Consider the following 20403-nt stretch of genomic DNA (forward strand, 5'->3'; position numbering starts at 1 on the left):
AAATAATCACATCTGCCTCCCATACCTACGTTTCTTTTTTCTCTTACGTTTTAATGTCGGCTGCTTGTTGTCTGTCCCTTCAACTTCGGGAGTAAAGACAGAGAATAAACTCCCCACCGGATCGTTCGTCTCGGAATGTGTTGATGGTGGTTGCTGATTGGTAGTTGGTTGTTTATTCTCAAAATGTTTCAGTGTTGGTGCTTGCAGATACTCACGAGGTGAATTATCTACAAAACGTTCGTTAAGAACATTTGCCGAAAACTCTTTACCCAAACGAGAACCGTTAAGAACCGCCCTCTGATTATGGTCAATAAATGTAGCCCCATAGATGCGTCCTTCATCGTTGCGTCGTAGCACAAGGTCGATACCTTTCTCTCGCAAAGCCGCTCGGAACTCGCTCTCTGTGCGGGTATTTGCGAAGGACGCGGAAACAATAGCACGGGTTTGTTTGGCTATGCCGTTTACCTTGATTGTTTCTTTTGACTTATCAAATCGTTTTTCCAACCTATCCAAACCGTGTTCTTTGCCAAACAGGGAGGATTTGAGAGGTGTACCGACACGATTGCCATCACCGTCCAATGCCAAATAGACCAACCCCCGATACGCTTTACCCTTATTTTCTCCTTTGATTTCCTCTACTCCTATATTGTATAAGGAGAGTAAAGCACGATATTCTCCCAACGTCTGAAAGCTGTACATTGTGGACAGCGGCTTAATCACATTGGCTATCTGCTTTTTGATATTTCCCTGCGAAACATCTACCGGAGCAAGTTGCCATGCCTCGCCCTGACTTTTCTCTTTCGGGTGCAGACCGTACTTTTGTTCTAAAGAATCGGTTATTTTTCTGCTGCGTTCGTAATTTTTGCTGTCGCTGATTATTGAGCCATCCGTGCGTACACGGGTCGATACAATGTGTATATGCTCCCTGCCAATGTCTTCATGTTTGAAAATCATATAGGGTTGTCCGCCATATCCGAACTGCTCCATGTACTCACGACCAATGTCGGCAAGTTGCTGATCGGTCAGTTTATCGTCCGGATGTGGGTTGAGTGAGATATGGATAACAGGCTTCGATGTGCGAATATGCGAGGGCATAAATCGCTCGAAATCTTCCATACAAGAGGCAACATTGAACACACCATCGTTAGGTTCAATGACCAGATTGCTAGCCAAAACTTTTCCGAAACCCTCATTTACTTTCTCTTGATTGTAGGAAAGTGCACCATACAAACTGCTCCCGTGACTAAATTTCGCAACCATTTTTAGAGATGTTTAGCCTTAAATTGTTCGCACAACTGCATCACTTCCCGTCCGATTCCTGCCAGTTCAATGGTTGCATTTTCCAATTTATAGAGCAGTGCCAATGCTTTCTTCTCTCCAAAATTGGAATGTAATTCCTTTACAACTTGATTGTAATTGACTCCGATACTTCGTATTTGTCCGTGTAGAGCAGTGAGCTTTGCAATAAACTCGACTGCTGAAGCATCGGTTTTCACTACACGAAACTCATCACCAAAGATGCGGGCGGCGATAAATCCGGATAAGGATTGTACGCCCGACTGTTCATACAAGGCTAAAAAATCGACGTGCTGCTGATCGGTCAGATTCACAGTCAGTCGATGCTTTGCCGGATCGTTCTTCGGGGGTCTGCCCCCTTTTCCCCAATTGTGGGGATTTCTTTTTTCTTCGTTCATAACATGATTTTTTAGTGGTTTATGAACGCTACGGACGGTTCATATCCGTCTTCATTTTTCCCGACTTCGGAGAGGAAAATACCCCTCTGGAAGAGCAAGGGTTGTGTGCTGCAAAATTCATTTTGCGATGCACTCAACATACCTTGCTATTTGCCCAAATGCAAATACTTTTTGCCCGTAAAGGGCATCATCCTATCCCGAAAAATTCGGGATAGAAGCCTGATTTCTGTCAGGCATTTTTTGAATGTCGGAACAAACTTAAAACCGATATGAATCCTCTTTCACGTTTCATGTAGCAAAGTTATACCCTAAAATAATCAATTGAAAATCAACAGGTATAGACAACCTTAGACACAAGCTGCCACCTCTCAAAAACATAGTGTAAGTATGAGAAATATGGGTTTTATTTGCCGGACAATTGATTGTATGGCGAGATATAAAGACCTACAATCAGTCGTACCAAAGGAGGAATCTATGTGCGATTATACAGAGGTAAAAACGTACAATAATAGGTTGGTCGAATAGTCCATTTTCAGATACATAGGTTGTGTGTATGGTTTGGAGAATCAAACCAACCAATTTACGAATTAACCAACCTAAGAACGTAAGTCTGTTGCAATGTACCGCTATAGAAATAGCACAACATAGGGCTGGTTGTATGTACCGCGATACAGTGGTTGGTTGCTAAAAACAAATGTACCACCGTACAATGATTGAGACCTAAAAATATATGTATCCCCTTGGGTACGGCTATACGATAAAACGATTGTACCATTAAAAAAATTAATTGAAATGAAAAAGAAACCTATTTATGTGGCATTCTCAACCCAAAAGGGTGGAGCCGGAAAAACAACTCTTACTGTATTGATAGCTTCCTATCTACATTATGTAAAAGGGAAAAATGTAGCAATAATTGACTGTGATTACCCGCAGCATTCTATCGCAGATATGCGGGAGCGGGATTTTAAGATGTGCGAAAATGACGAATATTACAAGGGGATGCTGTACGAACAGTTTACCCGTTTAGAAAACAAAAAAGCCTATCCCATCATCGAGAGCAATACCAAAGAAGCTATTGCTGATGCTGAACACCTGATTCCGCAAGGTGATTTTGATTTTATATTTTTTGATCTGCCGGGAACGCTCAACAATGTAGATTTAATCCATACGCTTGCACGAATGGACTATATTATTGCTCCCATTGCTGCTGACCGTGTGGTGATGGAGAGTACACTTGATTACATGGTCACTGTACGTGATGATATTATGGGCAGTGGAAAATCCGATATTAAAGAAATTTATATGCTTTGGAATCTGGTGGATGGACGGGAAAAATCCGAACTCTACGAAGTCTATGAGGCGGTGATTAATGAATTGGAGTTTACAACTCTAAATACATTTATCCCCAATAGCCTGCGATTTAGGCGTGAACAATCCGTCAGCCATAAAGCTCTATTTCGATCTACACTATTTCCTGTCGATAAGTCTCTTGTAAAAGGTAGTAATATAGACACTCTTTCTGATGAATTGCTCGAAATTCTAAAGTAATGCACTATGGAAGAAAAGAAAACCGATACGAAGTTGAATGCTCAGGACATCATCGCACGTACAGGCAGAAGAGAACGCAAGTTACAGGCTTATTCTCCCGAACCTACTTCGATAGAAGGGGCAACTAATCAAGAAGGGCAAGTTGAAGAACAACTACCTGTAACCGAAACCATAAAAGAACTGTCACGCGAGGAACCACGTAAGCGAAAATCAAAAGCACAGGTAGAGGCGGATTATCAAAGCCTCTTTATACATGAGTCGGCAATAGCTGCACGAAGCGGAAAAACGGTTTATATCTGTAAAGAGCATCACGAGAGAATCATTAAGATACTCCACGTCATCGCCAAGAATGATGTTTCCTTATTCAGTTACATCTACAATGTTTTGGAACATCATTTTACTACTTATCAGGAAGATATAACCGAACTGTATGATAATAATATCGAAAAAGTATTTTAATCCAAAAATAAAAAACATGAAAAAGAGAAAGAAAATTAATAAAAGAACAGCTCCTTGTGAGACATCAAATGTAGTTCTTCCAACAACGGTTCAACAATATGAAACTTGTTTCTTCAGAAAAGCCAAAAGTACAACCCGAAATGGGAAAATCGTTTATATCCGAAAAGAGTTCCACGAACGTATTATGAAGATTGTACAAGTTATTGGCGAAAACGATTACACCTTGTTCGATTATCTTGATAACATATTGGAACTTCATTTTGATACTTATAAAGACGAGATTACCGAACTGTATCGCAAAAAGAACACGGATATATTTTAGCCATGAAACAGTACATTATTTCAGCCATCGTGCTGTACGCATTGTTTGTCGTTCTTTACCTACTTCGGGATCGGATGCAAAAACGCAAAAAGAATGCTGCTAAAAAAACGGTGTTTAATCCGTTTCGTGCAGCACCTAAAGAGGATATTATCGGCAAAAGCAAATTTGACATTAGACAATCCCGGACAGAAACTACCACCCTGATTAATAATAAAAAAGAGAACGAAAATGCTTCTATATTTGTCGAGAAAGAAGAAAAAAAGACCTCGGTGGCAATCCCTTTGGATAAACTCGATGAAGTCTTTTCAACAGATAATAAGACGGAAGAAAATTCGGATGAAATCAATTTAGAGATTGAGAACACTCCCCCCGAATTTGAGCCTGACAATGATTCTGAAGAAATAGACGAAACAGAAAGTGAAGAGGAAGATACTGAAGAGAGAGCCGGGGTTTCAATGGCGTTGGGACTTGACTTCAATAATTTGGCGAGTATGATGCGAACGGTAGAGACACCCGACAATGCAACATTCGAAGAAAAAGAAGAAGCCGGACGGATATTGGTTGAGATACGCAAGACCGATATGTTTGAACAGGTTGTATCGGGTGAGCCTAAAAAGAAAGTGGTTGTATCCTCACTTATGGATGACTATTTTACTGCCTTCCATCGCAAACAACAAGAAGCGGGAGTTTTGGAAGAACCGACAGTCAGAGCACCTAAAGAATTTGATGTACGCAGATTTGTGTAAATAATATGTGAGAACAAAAAACTAAAAAAAAGATGAAAGAGCGAGATTATGGTTAGCTGGCGTCAGCCAAACAAAAGGGTCTGCGACCCCCACTGAAAAATCAAAGTTAAACAACATTATTCATTTGGTACAGGGGACTATTCCACCCCCTGTACTATTAATCAAAAAATCGTATGACAAAGAAAAAATTTCTTCTGTCAGCAGCCTTTATCATGGTTGCTGTATCATCAGTATTCGCACAAGGCAACGGTATCGGAGGTATTACCGAAGCTACCAATATGGTGACCTCGTATTTCGACCCGGGAACAAAACTCATCTACGCCATCGGTGCAGTTGTAGGACTCATCGGAGGTATCAAAGTCTACAACAAATTTAGCTCAGGTGATCCAGACACCTCTAAAACAGCCGCTTCGTGGTTCGGTGCGTGTATCTTCCTGATTGTGGCTGCTACCATTCTACGCTCTTTCTTCCTGTAAGGGTCTCAGACCCCTTTATTATTCATTAAATACGAATAAGAAAAATGGAGTATAATATTAACAAGGGAATTGGCAAGAGCGTGGAATTTAAGGGTTTGAAAGCACAATACCTTTTCATCTTCGCAGGTGGTCTACTGGCTGTATTCATCGTATTTGTAGTGATGTATATGGCCGGAGTAGATCAGTGGGTTTGCATCGGTTTCGGTGTTATCGCTGCTTCTGCACTGGTATGGCTGACTTTCAACCTGAATGCGAAATATGGAGAACACGGGCTTATGAAGTTGCTCGCCAAACGGCAACATCCACGTTTTCTGATTAATCGTAAAAATTCCCGTCGCTTGTTCCAATGTCCTAAAAAGAAGGAGGTACGGAATGCGTAATACACTAAAAGTAGCTACTATCGAAAGTAAGTTTCCCTTGCTTTCTGTTGAACACGATTGCATCATCAGCAAAGATGCGGATATAACGGTAGCCTACCGTGTCGATCTGCCGGAACTGTTCACTGTTACCAATACTGAATACGAAGCTATACACTCGGCTTGGACGAAAGCCATCAAGGTGTTACCCGAATATTCGGTTATTCACAAACAGGATTGGTTTGTCAAAGAGAACTATAAACCTGCTACCGATAAGGAAGATATGAGTTTCTTATCCCGTTCATTTGAACGACACTTCAACGAACGTCCTTTTCTGAATCATACTTGCTTTTTGTTTTTGACCAAAACGACAAAGGACCGGATGCGGATGCAAAGCAATTTCTCATCACTCTGTCGGGGGTATATTATCCCCAAAGAGGTCAATAAAGAAACAGCCTTGCGATTTATGGAAGCGGTCGGGCAATTTGAACGTATCGTAAACGATTCGGGATTTATCACGCTGACTCGTCTTACTTCAGACGAAATCACAGGAACGAAGAACGAACCAGGATTGGTAGAGAAATATTTTGCCTTGTCGTTGGACGATACAACTTGTCTGGAGGATATGGACCTTGGAGCGGACGGCTTACGCATTGGAGATAAAACAGTATGCCTGCATACTATTTCCGATGTGGAAGACTTGCCGGGAACAGTTGGAACAGATATGCGATACGAAAAGCTATCGACCGACCGAAGCGATTGCCGTCTCTCCTTTGCTGCACCAGTAGGCTTGTTGCTATCCTGTGACCATGTATATAATCAATACATTTTCTTGGACGATTCGGCAGAAAACCTTCGCAAGTTTGAAAAATCAGCCCGAAATATGCAATCGCTATCAAAGTACAGTCGTGGAAACCAAATAAATAAAGAGTGGATAGACAAGTACCTAAACGAAGCACATAGCTTTGGATTGACCTCAGTGAGAGCACATTTCAATGTGATGGCATGGAGCGATGATGAGGAAGAACTCAAAAATATCCGTAATGATGTCGGCTCACAATTGGCTCTCATGGAGTGCAAGCCTCGCCACAACACGGTGGATGTAGCAACACTCTATTGGGCGGCGATGCCGGGCAATGCAGGTGACTTTCCGAGTGAAGAAAGTTTCTACACATTTATAGAACCTGCCTTGTGCTTCTTCACAGAGGAAACGAACTACAAGAGTTCCCCTTCACCTTTTGGTATCAAGATGTGTGACCGGGTTTCGGGAAAACCCATCCATGTGGATATTTCCGACTTACCCATGAAGCAGGGGATTATCACGAACCGCAACAAGTTTATCTTGGGACCTTCGGGTAGTGGTAAGTCCTTTTTTACCAATCATATGTGTCGCCAATATTGGGAACAAGGTACTCATATCGTGCTTGTGGATACTGGAAACTCCTATCAGGGTCTTTGTAATTTCATCAACCGTCGTACCAATGGAGAAGATGGAGTGTATTTCACCTATACCGAAAAAAATCCTATCTCATTCAACCCATTTTATACGGATGATGGGGTCTTTGATATCGAGAAAAGAGAAAGTATCAAAACCCTGATAATGACTTTATGGAAGCGGGATAACGAACCTCCCACACGTTCGGAAGAGGTAGCCCTGTCCAATGCGGTGAGCTTGTATATAGAACGTATTCAGATCGACGAATCAATGATTCCCTCGTTCAATACTTTCTACGAGTTTGTCAAATTGGACTATGCTGCTATCATCGATGCGAAGCGGGTACGGGAGAAAGATTTTGACCTTGCCAACTTGCTCAATGTGCTTGAACCTTATTACAAGGGTGGCGAATACGATTTTCTGCTGAACTCCGAAAAGCAGCTTGATTTACTATCTAAACGATTCATTGTCTTTGAAATAGATGCGATTAAGGATCACAAAATTTTGTTCCCGATTGTAACGATCATCATTATGGAAGTTTTCATAAATAAGATGCGTCGTTTACAAGGAATAAGAAAGATGATATTAATTGAAGAAGCGTGGAAAGCGATTGCTAAAGAGGGTATGGCAGAGTATATTAAGTATCTTTTTAAGACCGTTCGGAAATTCTTCGGCGAGGCAATCGTTGTCACTCAGGAGGTGGACGATATCATCGCATCACCTATTGTTAAAGAGTCCATCATCAACAACTCCGACTGTAAGATTCTCTTAGACCAACGTAAATACATGAACAAATTTGATAGCATTCAGGCTCTCTTGGGGCTGACCGAAAAGGAAAAGAGTCAGGTGCTATCCATCAATATGTCCAATAATCCGAACCGCAAATATAAAGAGGTTTGGTTCGGGTTGGGCGGCGTTCAGTCGGCTGTATATGCAACTGAAGTTTCAAAAGCGGAGTATCTAGCTTATACAACCGAGGAATCTGAGAAAATGGAAGTGATGGCCCTTGCCGAAAAACTCGAAGGCAATATTGAACTAGCTATAAAACAGTTGGCCGAAGGCAATAGTCATTAATAAAAAAGGGAGTAGCAGAAACTCTGTCGTAAGCGAGTACTTCTGTCATACCTCCATAGATAATTAATACGAAATTTTGTAAACGAAAATATGAAAAATAGTATAACCAAATACATACTGCTTTTTCTTGTTATTCTCTGTTCCGCTGAGGGACGTGCCCAGTTCTATTCGCTGGGCACAAATATTCCGGTTCTGGGAACAGCAACGATAAACGCTGAGGTAAGTATGACATTAGACCGTAAATGGTCACTGCACCTGCCTGTGTATTACAATCCGTTTATATTCAAAGATAACAAGAAGCTACAAAACTTCACGGTGATGCCCGGAGTACGCTATTGGCTATTGGAATCCTATGTAAACGGTTTTATCGGAGTCAATGCCATCGCTTCCAAATACCACATCACATGGAATGACAGCCGCTATGAAGGAAAAGCATTCGGAATGGGAATCAGTGCAGGCTATGCGTGGATATTATCGCCACGTTGGAATCTGGAAATCGAAGGGGGTATCGGGCTTGTCCGGGCAGACTACACCGAGTATGAGTGTGAAGAGTGCGGACGGCAAAAAGGAGAATACACCCGTTGGGTAGCAGTTCCAAACAAGCTCGCCCTTTCATTAATCTATTTATTCTAACTGATTATGAATATACGAATAATAACATGCCCTTTCTTCTATCTGTTCCTGGCACTAATCCTGCTGATTACATCCCTGTTGTCATCTTGCAGTACACAGCGTATGGACAAAGAGGCTCGTGCCAATATCCACCTGCCTGTTCAGCCTGTGGAAGATACAAAGGTAAAGGTACGGGATAAGAAGCTGCCTTCAGTTATCGATATGAAGGATCGGCATGGCAATGTCACGACTTATGTACAGACAGAGAAGGACTCAATGGGTAACCGGCAGTTAGCAGTACAGCTAAAAGAAGTGACCGTAACAGCTAAAATGAAAAACGTACCGGAACGTTTCGGGAAAGTAGATGTCGATTTTATTGTCTCCGTTCCTGAAGAACTGATTAACAGCAAATGGCAACTGAACCTGACTCCGCATTTGATCAAAGCGGATAATATCTCGGATTTTGAAGACCTGGTTATTTCCGGCGATGATTTTAGAAAGTTGCAACAAAAACAATATGCCGAGTTTGATAAATACCTTTCGAAGATCATTCCCGATAGCCTTTTCGATGAATACTTTGTCAAGACCGGAGCATTTCACCGCTATATAGACCGCTATAACCGGTCTGAGTTTATGCGTGTACGCAAAGACTCGCTGGATCATGCAGGCTATTCAAAGTATAAGTCTCGTCTGAACAAGCGTTACGAGTTCTTCAACCAGAAAATGTACCGTAACAGGAATTGGCTTAAAAAGCAAATGGGCTTTTGGGGAATAAAAGAGCGTTACGAATACTTCGGTCAGGATACGATATATATAGCTTCTGTTTACAACAAACGCTACAACCAGATCGTAAATCTGCTGCCGATGTTTCATCTCTTGCGTGAGTTCTCGCCTGAATACACTTTGTGGAAATACCGTAAGGATATATATGCCATTGGTTTTATTAACGATTATAAACCTGTTACGGCTGCCGATTCAGTTTTTCTTAAAAAGAGATTCCTGAAAGACCGTCAGATTGCCAAAAACCAGAGCCTGATCGACAACAGACATATCGCCTTCGCTGAAATGGTGAAGTTCCCGAAGAATGAAAAGGCACGGCTCGACACGGTAATCTATAACAAAGGTAAGTTCGAATACTATTACAAGCAGCAGGTCATGGCAGACGAAGACAGCCGTCGTATGAAAATCTATCTGGACGGGTTTGCCCAGTCCATTGGCGGTGACAGCCATCTGTTACCACATTCCGATACACTGGATTATATCGTATCATCGATGATACAGTTTCTGGATACCACTCCCCGCTATATGCGCAAAGTTATCGAACGTAAAGCCATATCGACACTTCGGGCCAATATCACCTTTAAGACAGGTAAGTACAATATGGATATTGATTTGGGTGATAACCGTTCTGAACTGGATAAAGTGCAGGATATGCTGGACAAACTGACGGGAACAGGAGAGTTTGTGATGGATAGTATTTCGCTGATTGCCGGCTGTTCGCCGGAAGGTTCCTCTCGTTCCAATATGCTTTTATCGAAAAGACGTGCTGAATCCATTGGCAATTATCTGAGCGGGGAACTATCGGGAATTGAAGGAATAGCCGGGATGCTGAAACCTTATCCCAAAGGGGAAGACTGGCAAGGATTATCAAAGCTCGTTACGGATTCTCTGGAGAGTGGAAAAAAACAGGCTATCCTTGAGGAGATTGCATCTGACACCGATCCTGATAAAAAAGAGTTAGATATCCGAGGGAAATATCCTGCCGATTACAAGTATATCCGCGAAAAACTCTATCCTCATTTGCGGGCTGTGGATTTTACCTTCCATGTCCATCGTAAGGGGATGATAAAAGATACCATCCATACCACAGAACCCGATACGGTATATGCCCGAAGTATAGAATTGATGACTAAACGTAAATATGCCGAAGCTCTTTCGATATTACATGACTATAACGATTACAATACGGCAATTTGCTTAATGAGCCTCGGCTACGATCAGGCGGCATACAATATACTATTGAATGAACCTGAAACAGCAAACAGTGAATACCTGCTGGCGATCCTTGCCTCACGACTGGGTAAGACACAGGAGGCTGTCACCCATTACCTGCACTCGGTGGAACTTGATCCCATGAAACGCTGGCGGGGTACGCTTGATCCCGAAATCAACAAACTAATCAAAGCGTATAATCTGAATCAGGAAGAGGAAGAAGATAATAACAATTAATGAAAACGAGTATGAAAAATAGAAATTATCTAAAATGGATATTGTCTCTTATCTGCTGTATGCTGATGGCATCCTGCAACCTGATCGATTTTTCGGAGGACTGTACCTATTACGGAGATGTAGAGTTGAAACCGGACTGGTCGGTATTGGCTAAGGATGAAACAAAACCTTTGCTGACAGACATCTATCTGTTATCACCGCAGCGTAATTATACGTATAGTATTACTTCTGATACATTGGTGACAGGTATTCAGGCTGTAAGCTATAAGGTGCTGGCATGTAATGCATACGGATTAGACAATATCAGTTTCTCCGGTATGGATTGCCCGAACACAGCACAGGCAGAGTTAAGTACATCTGAAAAAGGTGACAGGCTATATACGGTTGACGCTCCGGCTTTATATGCCGCTAATACCGATCTGACGGTGATTCCTTTTGAAAAAGTTGTTAGTGAGCCTGTATTAAAACCCGCTATACGCCAAATCTATATTGATTTTGTAGTGGTAGATAATTCGGGTGTGGGTGTCAGTTCGATCAACGGAGAACTTTCCGGTATCGCTTACAAATATGGTTTTAAGCAGCTCGATGAACTCGGATCTTCGGCATGGCTGGCGTTTGCTTCAGTCCGTAGTGAAGAAAAAAGCAATGTATTCTCCTCCGGTTTGAAAGTCTTCGGGGTGAATCCCGATAAGCAGACTACAGGCAGGATAGACAACCTGCTGGATATTGCTTTACAAACTTCTGATGGTAACATATACAAGGAATCCATTGACCTGACAACTGTCTTCAGCGGTTTTACGACACGCATCATCCAGATCACGATTCAGATACGCTTGGGTTTGATGGGAATGAGTGTAGAGGTGACCGGATGGGATGTTTCGGATGGTGGCATTATTGAACTCTAAGGTCACAGACCTTTTTATTAACTATTTCATAAAAATCAATACGATTATGAGAAAGATTTTAATGGTAACGGTATTATTCTTTTCGGCTCTTGCTCTGTTCTTTTCCTGCTCGGATGATAATCCAGCGGAGACGGCTACTACCGGGCATGATACACAACTACAATTCAAATCTGTAGCCGTGTATAACGAAAATCCGGGATCAGGAAGCGGAACAATCAGTGAATTTGCGGATGGTGATACAATCGGGTTGTACCTGCATGATTACCATCGAGGATATCCGTTTCCTTATATTGTCCGCTATCATTATTGGTGGCAATCTTCCGAACCCGTTTTTCTTAGTAGTGATCCTATGCGCGTATCGGCCTATTATCCTTACAGGCAGAAGGAACATGCTTTCATGAATGATATACTGGTAAATGTAGAGCATGTCAGTCAGACCGATTATATGTACGGACTGGTAAACGAAGGTTATGTCAGTCGGGAATACCCTTATGTGGATATACTAATGCGGCATGTGCTGGCATTGGTACAGTTTAAGTTTGTCAAAAACGATTATCCGCATGACTGTTCCGTACAACAGGTTTCGATCAATAATGCAGACGGGGTAACACTGCTCAGGAGTAAGGGAGTATTAAATCTGGAAAACGGAGCTGTAGAAACGCTGGACGGCTATTATGATAAAGCTGCTATCCTGCCGGAAGATATGAATTTCAATGAGCCATATACGAGTGAAGAAAAGTATGCCCGTATTCTGGTTATGCCCATAGAGCCTGTAAGGAATGACGGAGACCTGTTCTTTGAGTTCGAAATTGACGGACGAACCTATACTTATCCTGTCAAAGCAGGTACTTTCTGGGAATCGGGCATGAAATATACTTATGAGGTGGACATGGTTCCGATTACAAGATCTCTGAAATCTTCCGAAAGTAGAGAAAATATCCGGGTAGTATTAACCCAAACAAGCAAATCCTAATGGAAAAGAAATATCTTTTTACAATCACAATGATACTATCCCTGTTCTGTGCTTGCAATGATTCGGAAGGATGGATAAATGAAGGATCTGAAAAATTCTTATCCGTTGCACAGGTCGGCTTTGCTCTCAGATCATCGGATGGTGCATCCAAATCCTTCTTTGAAGAAGGGGATCAGGTCGGTTTGTATATATATGATTCGCAAGGAAGTGGGTACAGGGGAATGACTTATAAAAATAATTTATGGGCATTGCATACTCCTGTATCTGTTTCTGAAAGCTATACGGATATATATGCTGCTTATCCTTATAATTCTCAAAACAATGTGGCTACCTCTTACGAGATAGAACATACCAGCCAGACGGATTACCTGTACAGTGACAGACATAGTGTCAACAGCACCAATCCTATACTGTCCCTTACCATGATGCACGCACTGGCACTCATTGAATTTGAGTTCCAGTGGACGGACGTTTCGCAAGCCGCAAATCTGGAGCTTATCGCCATTCAGGGGCAGGGTCTTTACAGCAAAGCCAAACTGGATCTTATTACCGGAAAGATGGAACATCTGAAAGGATGGAACGATCCGGCGGTAATTTATGGATGGCAGCTGGGTTCAGACCACCTGAATGACGGGTCAAAAGTATCATTGATGGTTATACCCTGTGATGAAATTGAAAATGACGGGGATATTCTAATCGACTTTTACACCGATAACTTAAAAGCCCACTGGCCTGTACCTGCCGGAACCAAATGGGAAAGCGGCAAGAAGTATACCTATAAGGTATTGATTCAGGAACGCCTGCTTGAAATTATGGATGTGCGGATAGAGGATTGGACTGATGCAGGCAAAGACAGGATAAGCCTGCCCTGGTATGAATAAACAATACAAATAATTAACCTCCAAGCTGCCGAATGGATATAAGGCGCCAAAAACCGGGAAGCAGCTTATTTATAAACAACTAATTTTTAATAAAATGAAACGATTATTTATAGCAATAGCGGTAGTCTCCGCCACCGTATTTGGTTTCTCCAGTTGTAACAATGATGATGAAGTTATTACTCCCTCGCAGGGGCAAACCGGGGATCTACGCATCCAAACGGAAATAACTTCTGCTGAGACTGGTTTGCGTTCCACAAAAGCTGCATTAAACAGTTTTCCTGAAGGATCTATACTCAGCCTCTTTGTAACAAACGGAACATTGGGCAGTAACTATCCCCAAGGGCCGTACAATAATGTCAAGGCGGAATACAAATCCGGCAAATGGGAACTGACTCCTGCCGTTAAGCTGGGCGATACTCCTGCGACCGTATTTGCATTTTATCCTTACGGTGCTGCATATACAAACGGTACTTCCAATATGAATATATACCACAACAATCAGGTGGACAATATGTATGGGACGAATGCCGAAGGACAGGGTGATATCAACAGAGCTAATCCAAATCTGCGCTTACGTATGAAACATGCCAAAGCCCTTTTACAATTCGGTATCCGTAAAATGAATTATCCGGGAGAAGGAAAATTAACCCGAATTGAAGTATCTAATGCGACAGGAAAAGGTGATCTCAAAAGTGGAGCGTCACTGAATCTTGCGACAGGGGAATTAACTTACTATGATTCACAGTTCAGCCCGGCTTTTATTGAAGATGTCAATGGGTTATATACCATTACAGATAAAGAACCGACTGAAGATAAAGATTTTCAGGAAGTCATGGTATTGCCTGTGGTGAAGACCAATTCTGTTGGGAGCGTTATGATCAGGTTCTTTATTGACGGGGATATCTATACCTACAATGTGCCTTATGATACAAAATGGAAACAGGGAACCAAGTATTTCTACAATGTAACCTTTAACGGTACGGAGCTGGTTGTTGATGATGTAATTATCACCGACTGGACAGAAGGGACTAAAGGGGAGATCAACCTATACTAATAAGTATTTAAACAATTCAGTCGGGATACGAACTTGTCCCGGCTGATTTAATTCTGCTGACAAAAATGCCACTAGCTGAAAATGATCGAGAAGTAGAAGCCTTTACTATTTATTCAAGCGGAGCATTTAGTCGTATAAAAGAGGAAAATATTAAGTGAAAAACGAAAAGCCATGTTCAGCAAATTTAATATAACCGATTCTTGTTCCACATCTACAGACTTTTCCATGCGGGAGATTACGGGGCGTTGGGTAAGTACAGAGGGTGCACCTGCGATAAGCATATACCGCAACATCTCCCGAAAGAAGGGAGGCATCCGGCTCTGTCTTACATACAACAACCCGCTGGTGGTCTGCGATTGTACGGTCTACAATGTTTTTGGTCTGCATTATATTGAGCTGTACGAGCGTATCGAAATTACTTATGACCGAGAGCAAGAGATCCTTCACCTTTCCGCTTTCGGAGAATATGTCCGTCAGAAGGATTAGTCCCCTCAAGGGCTACTTCAGACGGTAAACGGGTAATAATAATTAAAAAAAGAACGAATATGAAGAAAATACTTTTCTGCCTTATAGCATTCATGACGCTTTGTACCTATCAGGCAAAAGCACAGTGGACGGTGATTGATCCCTCCAACCTGGCACAAAACATACTGACTGTTTCCAAAACAGCTACAACTGCCAGTAATGTGATTAACTCTTTTAAGGAGATGCAAAAAATCTACGATCAGGGAAAACAGTATTACGACAAATTAGAATCAGTACATAGTTTGATAAAAGATGCCCGCAAAGTGAAAGAAACGGTAGAGCTGGTCAGCGAAATATCGCAGATCTATTCTACCAACTTCAACAAGATGCTATCCGATAGGAATTTTAGCGTTAATGAGTTGGAAGCGATATCGAACGGATATGCCAAGCTATTGAATGAAAGCGGTAACTTGCTTTCGGATATAAAGAATGTCGTTTCCCTCTCCAACGGGCTCTCGATGACCGATGCCGAGCGTATGTCCATCATAGATGACATACACGCCAAGATGCTAGAGCATCGCAACCTTGTCCGCTACTTTTCCAAGAAAAGCATTTCCGTATCCTTCATTCGCAGTCAGGAAAAAGGCGATATGGAGCGAGTTAAAAGTTTGTATGGCAATCCATCCGATAGATATTGGTAATCATGACACTGCTAGCAATAGATTTTGATAACCTGCATCAGCTTCTGAGGAATCTGCATCAGGATATGATGCCTCTTTGTGGCGATATGGTTGGTGTTGCTAAAGGAATAGCCGGACTCGGTGCACTCTTTTATGTAGCTTCCCGTGTATGGCAAGCCTTGGCACGGGCAGAACCGATAGATGTATATCCTCTACTCAGACCTTTTGTCATCGGGCTCTGTATTATGTTCTTTCCGACTTTTGTACTCGGTACGATCAACACTGTTATGTCTCCTGTGGTAAAAGGAACACATACCATATTAGAGACGCAAATGACAGATGTACATGGCCTGCAAGCAGAGAAAGAGCGACTGGAGTACGATGCACGGCTGCGTGAAGGGAAAGCATGGCTGGTCGATGACGAGGTGTACGACCAAAAGATGAAAGATCTTGGAATTACCGATGCTGCCGAAATGATCTCCATGTGGGGAGAACGAACCTGGTACGATATGAAAGTGTGGTTCCGTCAACTGATCCGGGATTTCTTCGAACTGCTGTTCAATGCTGCAGCCCTTACCATTGATACCCTGCGAACGTTCTTCCTGGTGGTGTTGTCAATCTTAGGACCGTTGGCATTTGCCCTCTCTGTTTATGACGGTTTTCAATCCACTCTTACCAATTGGATTTCCCGCTACATCTCAGTCTATCTCTGGCTACCCATTGCCGACTTGTTCTCGGCAGTACTTTCCAAGATTCAGGCACTTATGCTGCAAATGGATATAGACCTGCTAAGAGATCCGTCCTATGTGCCGGATGCCAGTAACGGTGTATATATTATTTTCTTCATCATCGGCATTATAGGATATTTTTCTATACCGAGCGTGGCAGGTTGGGTTATTCAGGCAGGTGGCGGTAGTGCTACCCGTGGAGTAAACACAATGGCGAGTAAAGGGGCTGCAATGGCAGGAGGCGTTGCCGGAGCTGCGGCAGGTAATGTCGCCGGACGCCTGATGGGTAAGAAATAATCAGATATACTGTATTGATTTATTAATTCAAAATAAAACGAACAAATGGAGTTCAAAAGTTTAAAAAATATAGAAACATCCTTCAAACAGATACGCTTGTTCGGTATTGTCTTTGTCTGTATGTGTGCCGCCATTACGGGCTATTCCGTATGGTCATCGTATAATTTTGCCGAAGCACAACGCCAGCGTATCTATGTATTGGACGGTGGCAAGTCCTTAATGCTTGCCTTGTCCCAAGATATGACACAAAACAGACCTGTGGAAGCACGCGAACACGTCAAGCGTTTCCATGAACTGTTTTTTACCCTCTCACCCGATAAGAAAGCCATCGAAAGCAACGTAAACAGGGCATTGTTCCTTGTCGATAAATCGGCTTTCAAATATTATCAGGACATGGCAGAAAAAGGGTATTACAATCGTATCGTGTCGGGAAATATCAATCAAATTGTACAGGTCGATAGTATTGCCTGTGATTTTGATAGCTACCCCTACAAGGCGGTAACTTATGCCAAGCAGATGATTATTCGAGAGAGTAATGTCACAGAACGTAGTCTGGTTACACGTTGCAACCTGATTAACTCAGTACGCTCGGACAATAACCCTCACGGTTTCACAATGGAGAAGTTCGAGATTGTCGAGAATCGGGATATTCGGATATCGGAAAGGTAAGTGAAGCTATGATACAAAAAATAATGAATCGCATCAATGAATGGTTGGAGGATGGTCTGCGAGGCTTGCTCGGCAGACTTACCCCCGACAGACGGATTATCCTTGTGATAACCATGTTCCTTGTTTTCGGTGGTCTTTCCATCTACATGACCTTTTCCTCTATTTACAACTTCGGTAAAGATAAAGCAGAAAAGATGCAGATAGAGCAGATCGAATCGCTGAGACTACAATTGGAGCAACAGCGAGATAGTATTAACAATCTAAAATCAGTAGAATAATGGAACAGGAAGATTTGAATAAAGGAATACCACCACAAACGGAGGCTATTGCTGAAGTACAAGCATCTGTACCGGATAGTAAATCGGAAGCGAAAAAAGAACCTCCGAAGCCACCCAAGCAAGAACTTTCGATGGCGGAGAGACAGAAGCGAAAGAAGATGTTGATTATGCCGCTGTTCTTCTTAATCTTCGGTGGTGCAATGTGGCTCATCTTCGCTCCGTCGGATGATGGAAAAGAGCAAGCGGTAGGACTTACGGGCTTCAATGCCGAACTGCCCGTGCCAAAGGATGAGGGCATTGTGGAAGGCAAGCGGGATGCCTATGAGCGGGAAGCGATGCGGCAAAAGGAGCAAGAGAAAATGAAGTCTTTACAAGATTTTTCCTCGATGTTCAATGATACTGAGCAAAGCGATTACGAACAAAAGGACAATGCCTACAATACTTCGTTACAAGCAGAACAGCCCCGAAGTTCAACTCCCCGTACTGTGCAATCCTCGGCAACTGCCTATCAGGACATCAACAAGCAATTGGGTGACTGGTACGAAAAGCCTGCTGAAACGGACAGACAATCACAGTCTGCGATGGAACAGCGAATACAGGAATTGGAACGAAAGCAGGGAGAAGCCGAAGCAAAAAAAGCGGAAGAGGATGAACAGACAGCTTTGCTTGAAAAATCCTATCAGATGGCAGCACGCTATATGCCTGCACAGCAGAAAGAACAACCAACAGAAGATGTAAATATAACACGTACAGGCGAGAAAGTCAAAGTACAACCCGTTAAGCAAGTACATCAAAATGTCGTATCTCTACTTTCTGCTCCAATGTCCAACGATGAATTTATCACTGCGTACAGCAAACCCCGAAACGTGGGATTTTTGACTGCCGCAGGCAATGAGGGGGTAAAGGATAAGAACAGCATCCGTGCTTGTGTGAGCCAAACCGTAACCCTGACCAATGGTAAAGAGGTACAACTTCGTCTTTTAGAACCACTGAGGGCAGGCAATATCTTGATTCCTGCCAATACCTTGGTAACGGGAGCTTGCCGTATTGGTGGCGAACGTCTGGAGGTAACGATCAACTCCATTCAGTATGCAGGAAACATTATTCCGGTTGAACTGCAAGTGTACGATATGGATGGTCAATCAGGCATTTTTGTTCCTAACAACGATGAGGTAAAAGCAGCCAAAGAAGTAGCTTCTACCTTGGCATCATCGGCAGGAACAAGCATTATGATTTCCGATAATGCAGGCTCACAATTGGCAGCCGATATGGGTAAGGGTTTGATACAAGGGGCTTCACAGTATATCAGTAAAAAGATGAGTGTAGTAAAAGTTACCATCAAAGCAAACTATAAACTGCTACTGTTACCAAAAACAGATTAGAAGATAATAAATGGGTCTGCGGCCCCACTAAAAAATCAATGTTTAACGAATTTAAAATCAAAAGTATGAAACGAATCTTTTTTATATTAACACTTGCTGTAAGTGTATTTACAGCCCAAGCACAAGAAATATCTCAAGATACCATTGTGGTACATACCAAGCCGACAACGGGAGACTATTACGAGAGTTTTACCCGTCCATTGACCTTCGATAGAATGATACCTCCTTATGCTCTGGAGGTGACATTCAATAAAACAGTACATGTTATTTTCCCTGCTCCTATACGTTATGTCGATTTAGGTTCGGCAGATCTTCTCGCAGCGAAAGCAGATGGTACAGACAACGTATTGAGAGTGAAAGCAGCTTTGCGGGATTTCAGTCGGGAGAGTAACTTGTCCGTTATTACCGAAGATGGTGCATATTATACCTTCAACGTAAAATATGCGGATGAACCTGTAAAACTATCTGTTGAAATGACCGATTTCCTGCATGATGGAGAAGCAGTAAATCGTCCAAACAACGCTTTAGCAGTCTATATGCAAGAATTGGGGCAGGAGTCTCCCTTACTTGTCAAACTGATTATGCAATCCATACACAAGAACAATGACCGAGAGATAAAACACATCGGCTCAAAACGTTTTGGAATACAACACACACTGAAAGGTATTTATACCCATAACGGACTGTTATATTTTCATCTCCAACTAAAGAACTCATCTAACGTACCATTCAATGTGGATTTTATCACATTTAAGATTGTTGATAAAAAAGTAGCCAAACGTACCGCTATTCAGGAACAGTTCATTTGGCCGCTTCGTGCCTACAATAATTTGATGCTGATAGGTGGACAGCAAACAGAACGCATGATTTTTACTTTGGCGAAATTTACGATTCCCGATGACAAGATGTTGGTAATAGAGCTTAACGAACAGGAGGGCGGACGCCATCAACGGTTTACATTGGATAATGCCGATTTGGTTCGGGCAAAGGTTATTAACGAACTAAAAGTGAAGTAGGATGAAACGGTTATATCTTATATTAACGATTGTGTTGTGCCTGGTCTTTACAGACCAAGTACATGCACAACGTTTACTACCGGGTATGCGAGGCATACAACTCACGGGTGGTATGGTGGATGGA

23 protein-coding genes and 1 pseudogene are annotated in these 20403 nt (G+C 42.4%); 22 read left to right on the forward strand and 2 right to left on the reverse strand.

The genetic code is table 11. The annotated features are described in order from the left end of the window. Positions 1-6 precede the first annotated feature (6 nt). Both mobB and mobA read right to left on the reverse strand, forming a co-directional pair. The gene (gene mobB, locus B3317_RS05075) at positions 7-1260 is read right to left on the reverse strand and encodes a conjugal transfer protein MobB (RefSeq protein WP_291109267.1); all 1254 of its coding nucleotides are present in this window, start codon (positions 1258-1260) and stop codon (positions 7-9) included. Positions 1261-1262: 2 nt separating this feature from the next. Beyond that, positions 1263-1694 (reverse strand): conjugal transfer protein MobA, encoded by a 432-nt coding sequence (gene mobA / locus B3317_RS05080; protein ID WP_291109269.1) that lies wholly within the window; start codon positions 1692-1694, stop codon positions 1263-1265. 14 nt (positions 1695-1708) lie between these two features. Here mobA and B3317_RS05085 point away from each other — a divergent pair, with 14 nt between their 5' ends. From B3317_RS05085 to B3317_RS18215, 22 genes and pseudogenes are all read left to right on the forward strand, one after another. Continuing rightward, positions 1709-1909 carry a hypothetical protein gene (locus tag B3317_RS05085; RefSeq protein WP_291109271.1) on the forward strand — a complete coding sequence of 67 codons (201 nt, stop codon included), beginning with the start codon at positions 1709-1711 and terminating at the stop codon, positions 1907-1909. 577 nt (positions 1910-2486) lie between these two features. Next, the gene (locus B3317_RS05090) at positions 2487-3242 is read left to right on the forward strand and encodes a ParA family protein (protein ID WP_291109273.1); all 756 of its coding nucleotides are present in this window, start codon (positions 2487-2489) and stop codon (positions 3240-3242) included. Between the two features lie 6 nt (positions 3243-3248). Continuing rightward, positions 3249-3701 carry a DUF3408 domain-containing protein gene (locus B3317_RS05095; protein ID WP_291109275.1) on the forward strand — a complete coding sequence of 151 codons (453 nt, stop codon included), beginning with the start codon at positions 3249-3251 and terminating at the stop codon, positions 3699-3701. Beyond that, positions 3673-4023: a DUF3408 domain-containing protein gene (locus B3317_RS05100; RefSeq protein ID WP_324354811.1), complete on the forward strand. Its 351-nt coding sequence runs from the start codon at positions 3673-3675 to the stop codon at positions 4021-4023. The genes B3317_RS05095 and B3317_RS05100 overlap by 29 nt, the downstream gene beginning before the upstream one ends. Positions 4024-4025: 2 nt before the next feature. Beyond that, positions 4026-4769 carry a hypothetical protein gene (locus tag B3317_RS05105; RefSeq protein WP_291109278.1) on the forward strand — a complete coding sequence of 248 codons (744 nt, stop codon included), beginning with the start codon at positions 4026-4028 and terminating at the stop codon, positions 4767-4769. 173 nt (positions 4770-4942) lie between these two features. Next, positions 4943-5245 (forward strand): DUF4134 domain-containing protein, encoded by a 303-nt coding sequence (locus tag B3317_RS05110; RefSeq protein ID WP_006844193.1) that lies wholly within the window; start codon positions 4943-4945, stop codon positions 5243-5245. Positions 5246-5289: 44 nt separating this feature from the next. Beyond that, a complete protein-coding gene (locus tag B3317_RS05115) occupies positions 5290-5625 on the forward strand; it encodes a DUF4133 domain-containing protein (RefSeq protein ID WP_291109280.1) in 336 nt (111 codons plus the stop codon). Further along, positions 5618-8110 carry a TraG family conjugative transposon ATPase gene (locus B3317_RS05120; RefSeq protein WP_291109282.1) on the forward strand — a complete coding sequence of 831 codons (2493 nt, stop codon included), beginning with the start codon at positions 5618-5620 and terminating at the stop codon, positions 8108-8110. The genes B3317_RS05115 and B3317_RS05120 overlap by 8 nt, the downstream gene beginning before the upstream one ends. Before the next feature lie 90 nt (positions 8111-8200). Next, positions 8201-8743 carry a DUF3575 domain-containing protein gene (locus B3317_RS05125; protein WP_291109284.1) on the forward strand — a complete coding sequence of 181 codons (543 nt, stop codon included), beginning with the start codon at positions 8201-8203 and terminating at the stop codon, positions 8741-8743. Positions 8744-8749: 6 nt separating this feature from the next. Beyond that, complete coding sequence (locus B3317_RS05130; RefSeq protein ID WP_291109286.1) at positions 8750-10951, forward strand: hypothetical protein; 2202 nt, start codon at positions 8750-8752, stop codon at positions 10949-10951. 11 nt (positions 10952-10962) lie between these two features. After that, the gene (locus B3317_RS05135; RefSeq protein ID WP_291109288.1) at positions 10963-11856 is read left to right on the forward strand and encodes a hypothetical protein; all 894 of its coding nucleotides are present in this window, start codon (positions 10963-10965) and stop codon (positions 11854-11856) included. 46 nt (positions 11857-11902) lie between these two features. Beyond that, positions 11903-12829 carry a fimbrillin family protein gene (locus tag B3317_RS05140; protein ID WP_291109290.1) on the forward strand — a complete coding sequence of 309 codons (927 nt, stop codon included), beginning with the start codon at positions 11903-11905 and terminating at the stop codon, positions 12827-12829. Beyond that, positions 12829-13710, forward strand: a complete 882-nt coding sequence (locus tag B3317_RS05145; RefSeq protein WP_291109292.1) for a fimbrillin family protein — start codon at positions 12829-12831, stop codon at positions 13708-13710. Before B3317_RS05140 ends, B3317_RS05145 begins: the two co-directional genes overlap by 1 nt. A 94-nt stretch (positions 13711-13804) precedes the next feature. Next, complete coding sequence (locus tag B3317_RS05150; protein WP_291109293.1) at positions 13805-14764, forward strand: fimbrillin family protein; 960 nt, start codon at positions 13805-13807, stop codon at positions 14762-14764. A 171-nt stretch (positions 14765-14935) separates the two neighbouring features. Next, a complete protein-coding gene (locus B3317_RS05155; protein ID WP_291109295.1) occupies positions 14936-15250 on the forward strand; it encodes a DUF3876 domain-containing protein in 315 nt (104 codons plus the stop codon). A gap of 59 nt (positions 15251-15309) precedes the next feature. Next, complete coding sequence (locus B3317_RS05160) at positions 15310-15930, forward strand: DUF4141 domain-containing protein (RefSeq protein ID WP_291109297.1); 621 nt, start codon at positions 15310-15312, stop codon at positions 15928-15930. 2 nt (positions 15931-15932) lie between these two features. Next, positions 15933-16934 (forward strand): conjugative transposon protein TraJ, encoded by a 1002-nt coding sequence (gene traJ / locus B3317_RS05165; protein ID WP_291109299.1) that lies wholly within the window; start codon positions 15933-15935, stop codon positions 16932-16934. 45 nt (positions 16935-16979) lie between these two features. Next, the gene (gene traK / locus B3317_RS05170; RefSeq protein ID WP_050702860.1) at positions 16980-17603 is read left to right on the forward strand and encodes a conjugative transposon protein TraK; all 624 of its coding nucleotides are present in this window, start codon (positions 16980-16982) and stop codon (positions 17601-17603) included. A gap of 8 nt (positions 17604-17611) precedes the next feature. After that, the gene (locus B3317_RS05175) at positions 17612-17881 is read left to right on the forward strand and encodes a TraL conjugative transposon family protein (RefSeq protein WP_291109301.1); all 270 of its coding nucleotides are present in this window, start codon (positions 17612-17614) and stop codon (positions 17879-17881) included. Next, on the forward strand, positions 17881-19263 hold the full coding sequence (traM, locus tag B3317_RS05180) for a conjugative transposon protein TraM (RefSeq protein ID WP_291109303.1): 1383 nt from the start codon (positions 17881-17883) through the stop codon (positions 19261-19263). The genes B3317_RS05175 and traM overlap by 1 nt, the downstream gene beginning before the upstream one ends. 65 nt (positions 19264-19328) lie before the next feature. Continuing rightward, a complete protein-coding gene (gene traN, locus B3317_RS05185) occupies positions 19329-20279 on the forward strand; it encodes a conjugative transposon protein TraN (RefSeq protein ID WP_291109305.1) in 951 nt (316 codons plus the stop codon). A 1-nt stretch (position 20280) separates the two neighbouring features. Further along, positions 20281-20403 (forward strand): annotated as a pseudogene (locus B3317_RS18215) (conjugal transfer protein TraO); the annotation flags it as partial.

Source organism: Dysgonomonas sp. UBA7710, assembly GCF_002482385.1.
Classification (GTDB): Bacteria; Bacteroidota; Bacteroidia; order Bacteroidales; family Dysgonomonadaceae; genus Dysgonomonas.

Excerpts from the sequence above, each read along its gene's own strand:
- B3317_RS05090 (WP_291109273.1), top strand. The coding sequence starts at position 2,487 with ATGAAAAAGAAACCTATTTATGTGGCATTCTCAACCCAAAAGGGTGGA.
- B3317_RS05110 (WP_006844193.1), top strand. The coding sequence starts at position 4,943 with ATGACAAAGAAAAAATTTCTTCTGTCAGCAGCCTTTATCATGGTTGCT.
- B3317_RS05115 (WP_291109280.1), top strand. The coding sequence starts at position 5,290 with ATGGAGTATAATATTAACAAGGGAATTGGCAAGAGCGTGGAATTTAAG.
- traN (WP_291109305.1), top strand. The coding sequence starts at position 19,329 with ATGAAACGAATCTTTTTTATATTAACACTTGCTGTAAGTGTATTTACA.
- traJ (WP_291109299.1), top strand. The coding sequence starts at position 15,933 with ATGACACTGCTAGCAATAGATTTTGATAACCTGCATCAGCTTCTGAGG.
- B3317_RS05095 (WP_291109275.1), top strand. The coding sequence starts at position 3,249 with ATGGAAGAAAAGAAAACCGATACGAAGTTGAATGCTCAGGACATCATC.
- B3317_RS05145 (WP_291109292.1), top strand. The coding sequence starts at position 12,829 with ATGGAAAAGAAATATCTTTTTACAATCACAATGATACTATCCCTGTTC.
- B3317_RS05100 (WP_324354811.1), top strand. The coding sequence starts at position 3,673 with ATGATAATAATATCGAAAAAGTATTTTAATCCAAAAATAAAAAACATG.
- traM (WP_291109303.1), top strand. The coding sequence starts at position 17,881 with ATGGAACAGGAAGATTTGAATAAAGGAATACCACCACAAACGGAGGCT.
- B3317_RS05155 (WP_291109295.1), top strand. The coding sequence starts at position 14,936 with ATGTTCAGCAAATTTAATATAACCGATTCTTGTTCCACATCTACAGAC.
- traK (WP_050702860.1), top strand. The coding sequence starts at position 16,980 with ATGGAGTTCAAAAGTTTAAAAAATATAGAAACATCCTTCAAACAGATA.
- B3317_RS05140 (WP_291109290.1), top strand. The coding sequence starts at position 11,903 with ATGAGAAAGATTTTAATGGTAACGGTATTATTCTTTTCGGCTCTTGCT.
- B3317_RS05105 (WP_291109278.1), top strand. The coding sequence starts at position 4,026 with ATGAAACAGTACATTATTTCAGCCATCGTGCTGTACGCATTGTTTGTC.
- B3317_RS05120 (WP_291109282.1), top strand. The coding sequence starts at position 5,618 with ATGCGTAATACACTAAAAGTAGCTACTATCGAAAGTAAGTTTCCCTTG.
- B3317_RS05175 (WP_291109301.1), top strand. The coding sequence starts at position 17,612 with ATGATACAAAAAATAATGAATCGCATCAATGAATGGTTGGAGGATGGT.
- mobB (WP_291109267.1), bottom strand. The coding sequence starts at position 1,260 with ATGGTTGCGAAATTTAGTCACGGGAGCAGTTTGTATGGTGCACTTTCC.
- B3317_RS05125 (WP_291109284.1), top strand. The coding sequence starts at position 8,201 with ATGAAAAATAGTATAACCAAATACATACTGCTTTTTCTTGTTATTCTC.
- B3317_RS05160 (WP_291109297.1), top strand. The coding sequence starts at position 15,310 with ATGAAGAAAATACTTTTCTGCCTTATAGCATTCATGACGCTTTGTACC.
- B3317_RS05130 (WP_291109286.1), top strand. The coding sequence starts at position 8,750 with ATGAATATACGAATAATAACATGCCCTTTCTTCTATCTGTTCCTGGCA.
- mobA (WP_291109269.1), bottom strand. The coding sequence starts at position 1,694 with ATGAACGAAGAAAAAAGAAATCCCCACAATTGGGGAAAAGGGGGCAGA.
- B3317_RS05135 (WP_291109288.1), top strand. The coding sequence starts at position 10,963 with ATGAAAAATAGAAATTATCTAAAATGGATATTGTCTCTTATCTGCTGT.
- B3317_RS05150 (WP_291109293.1), top strand. The coding sequence starts at position 13,805 with ATGAAACGATTATTTATAGCAATAGCGGTAGTCTCCGCCACCGTATTT.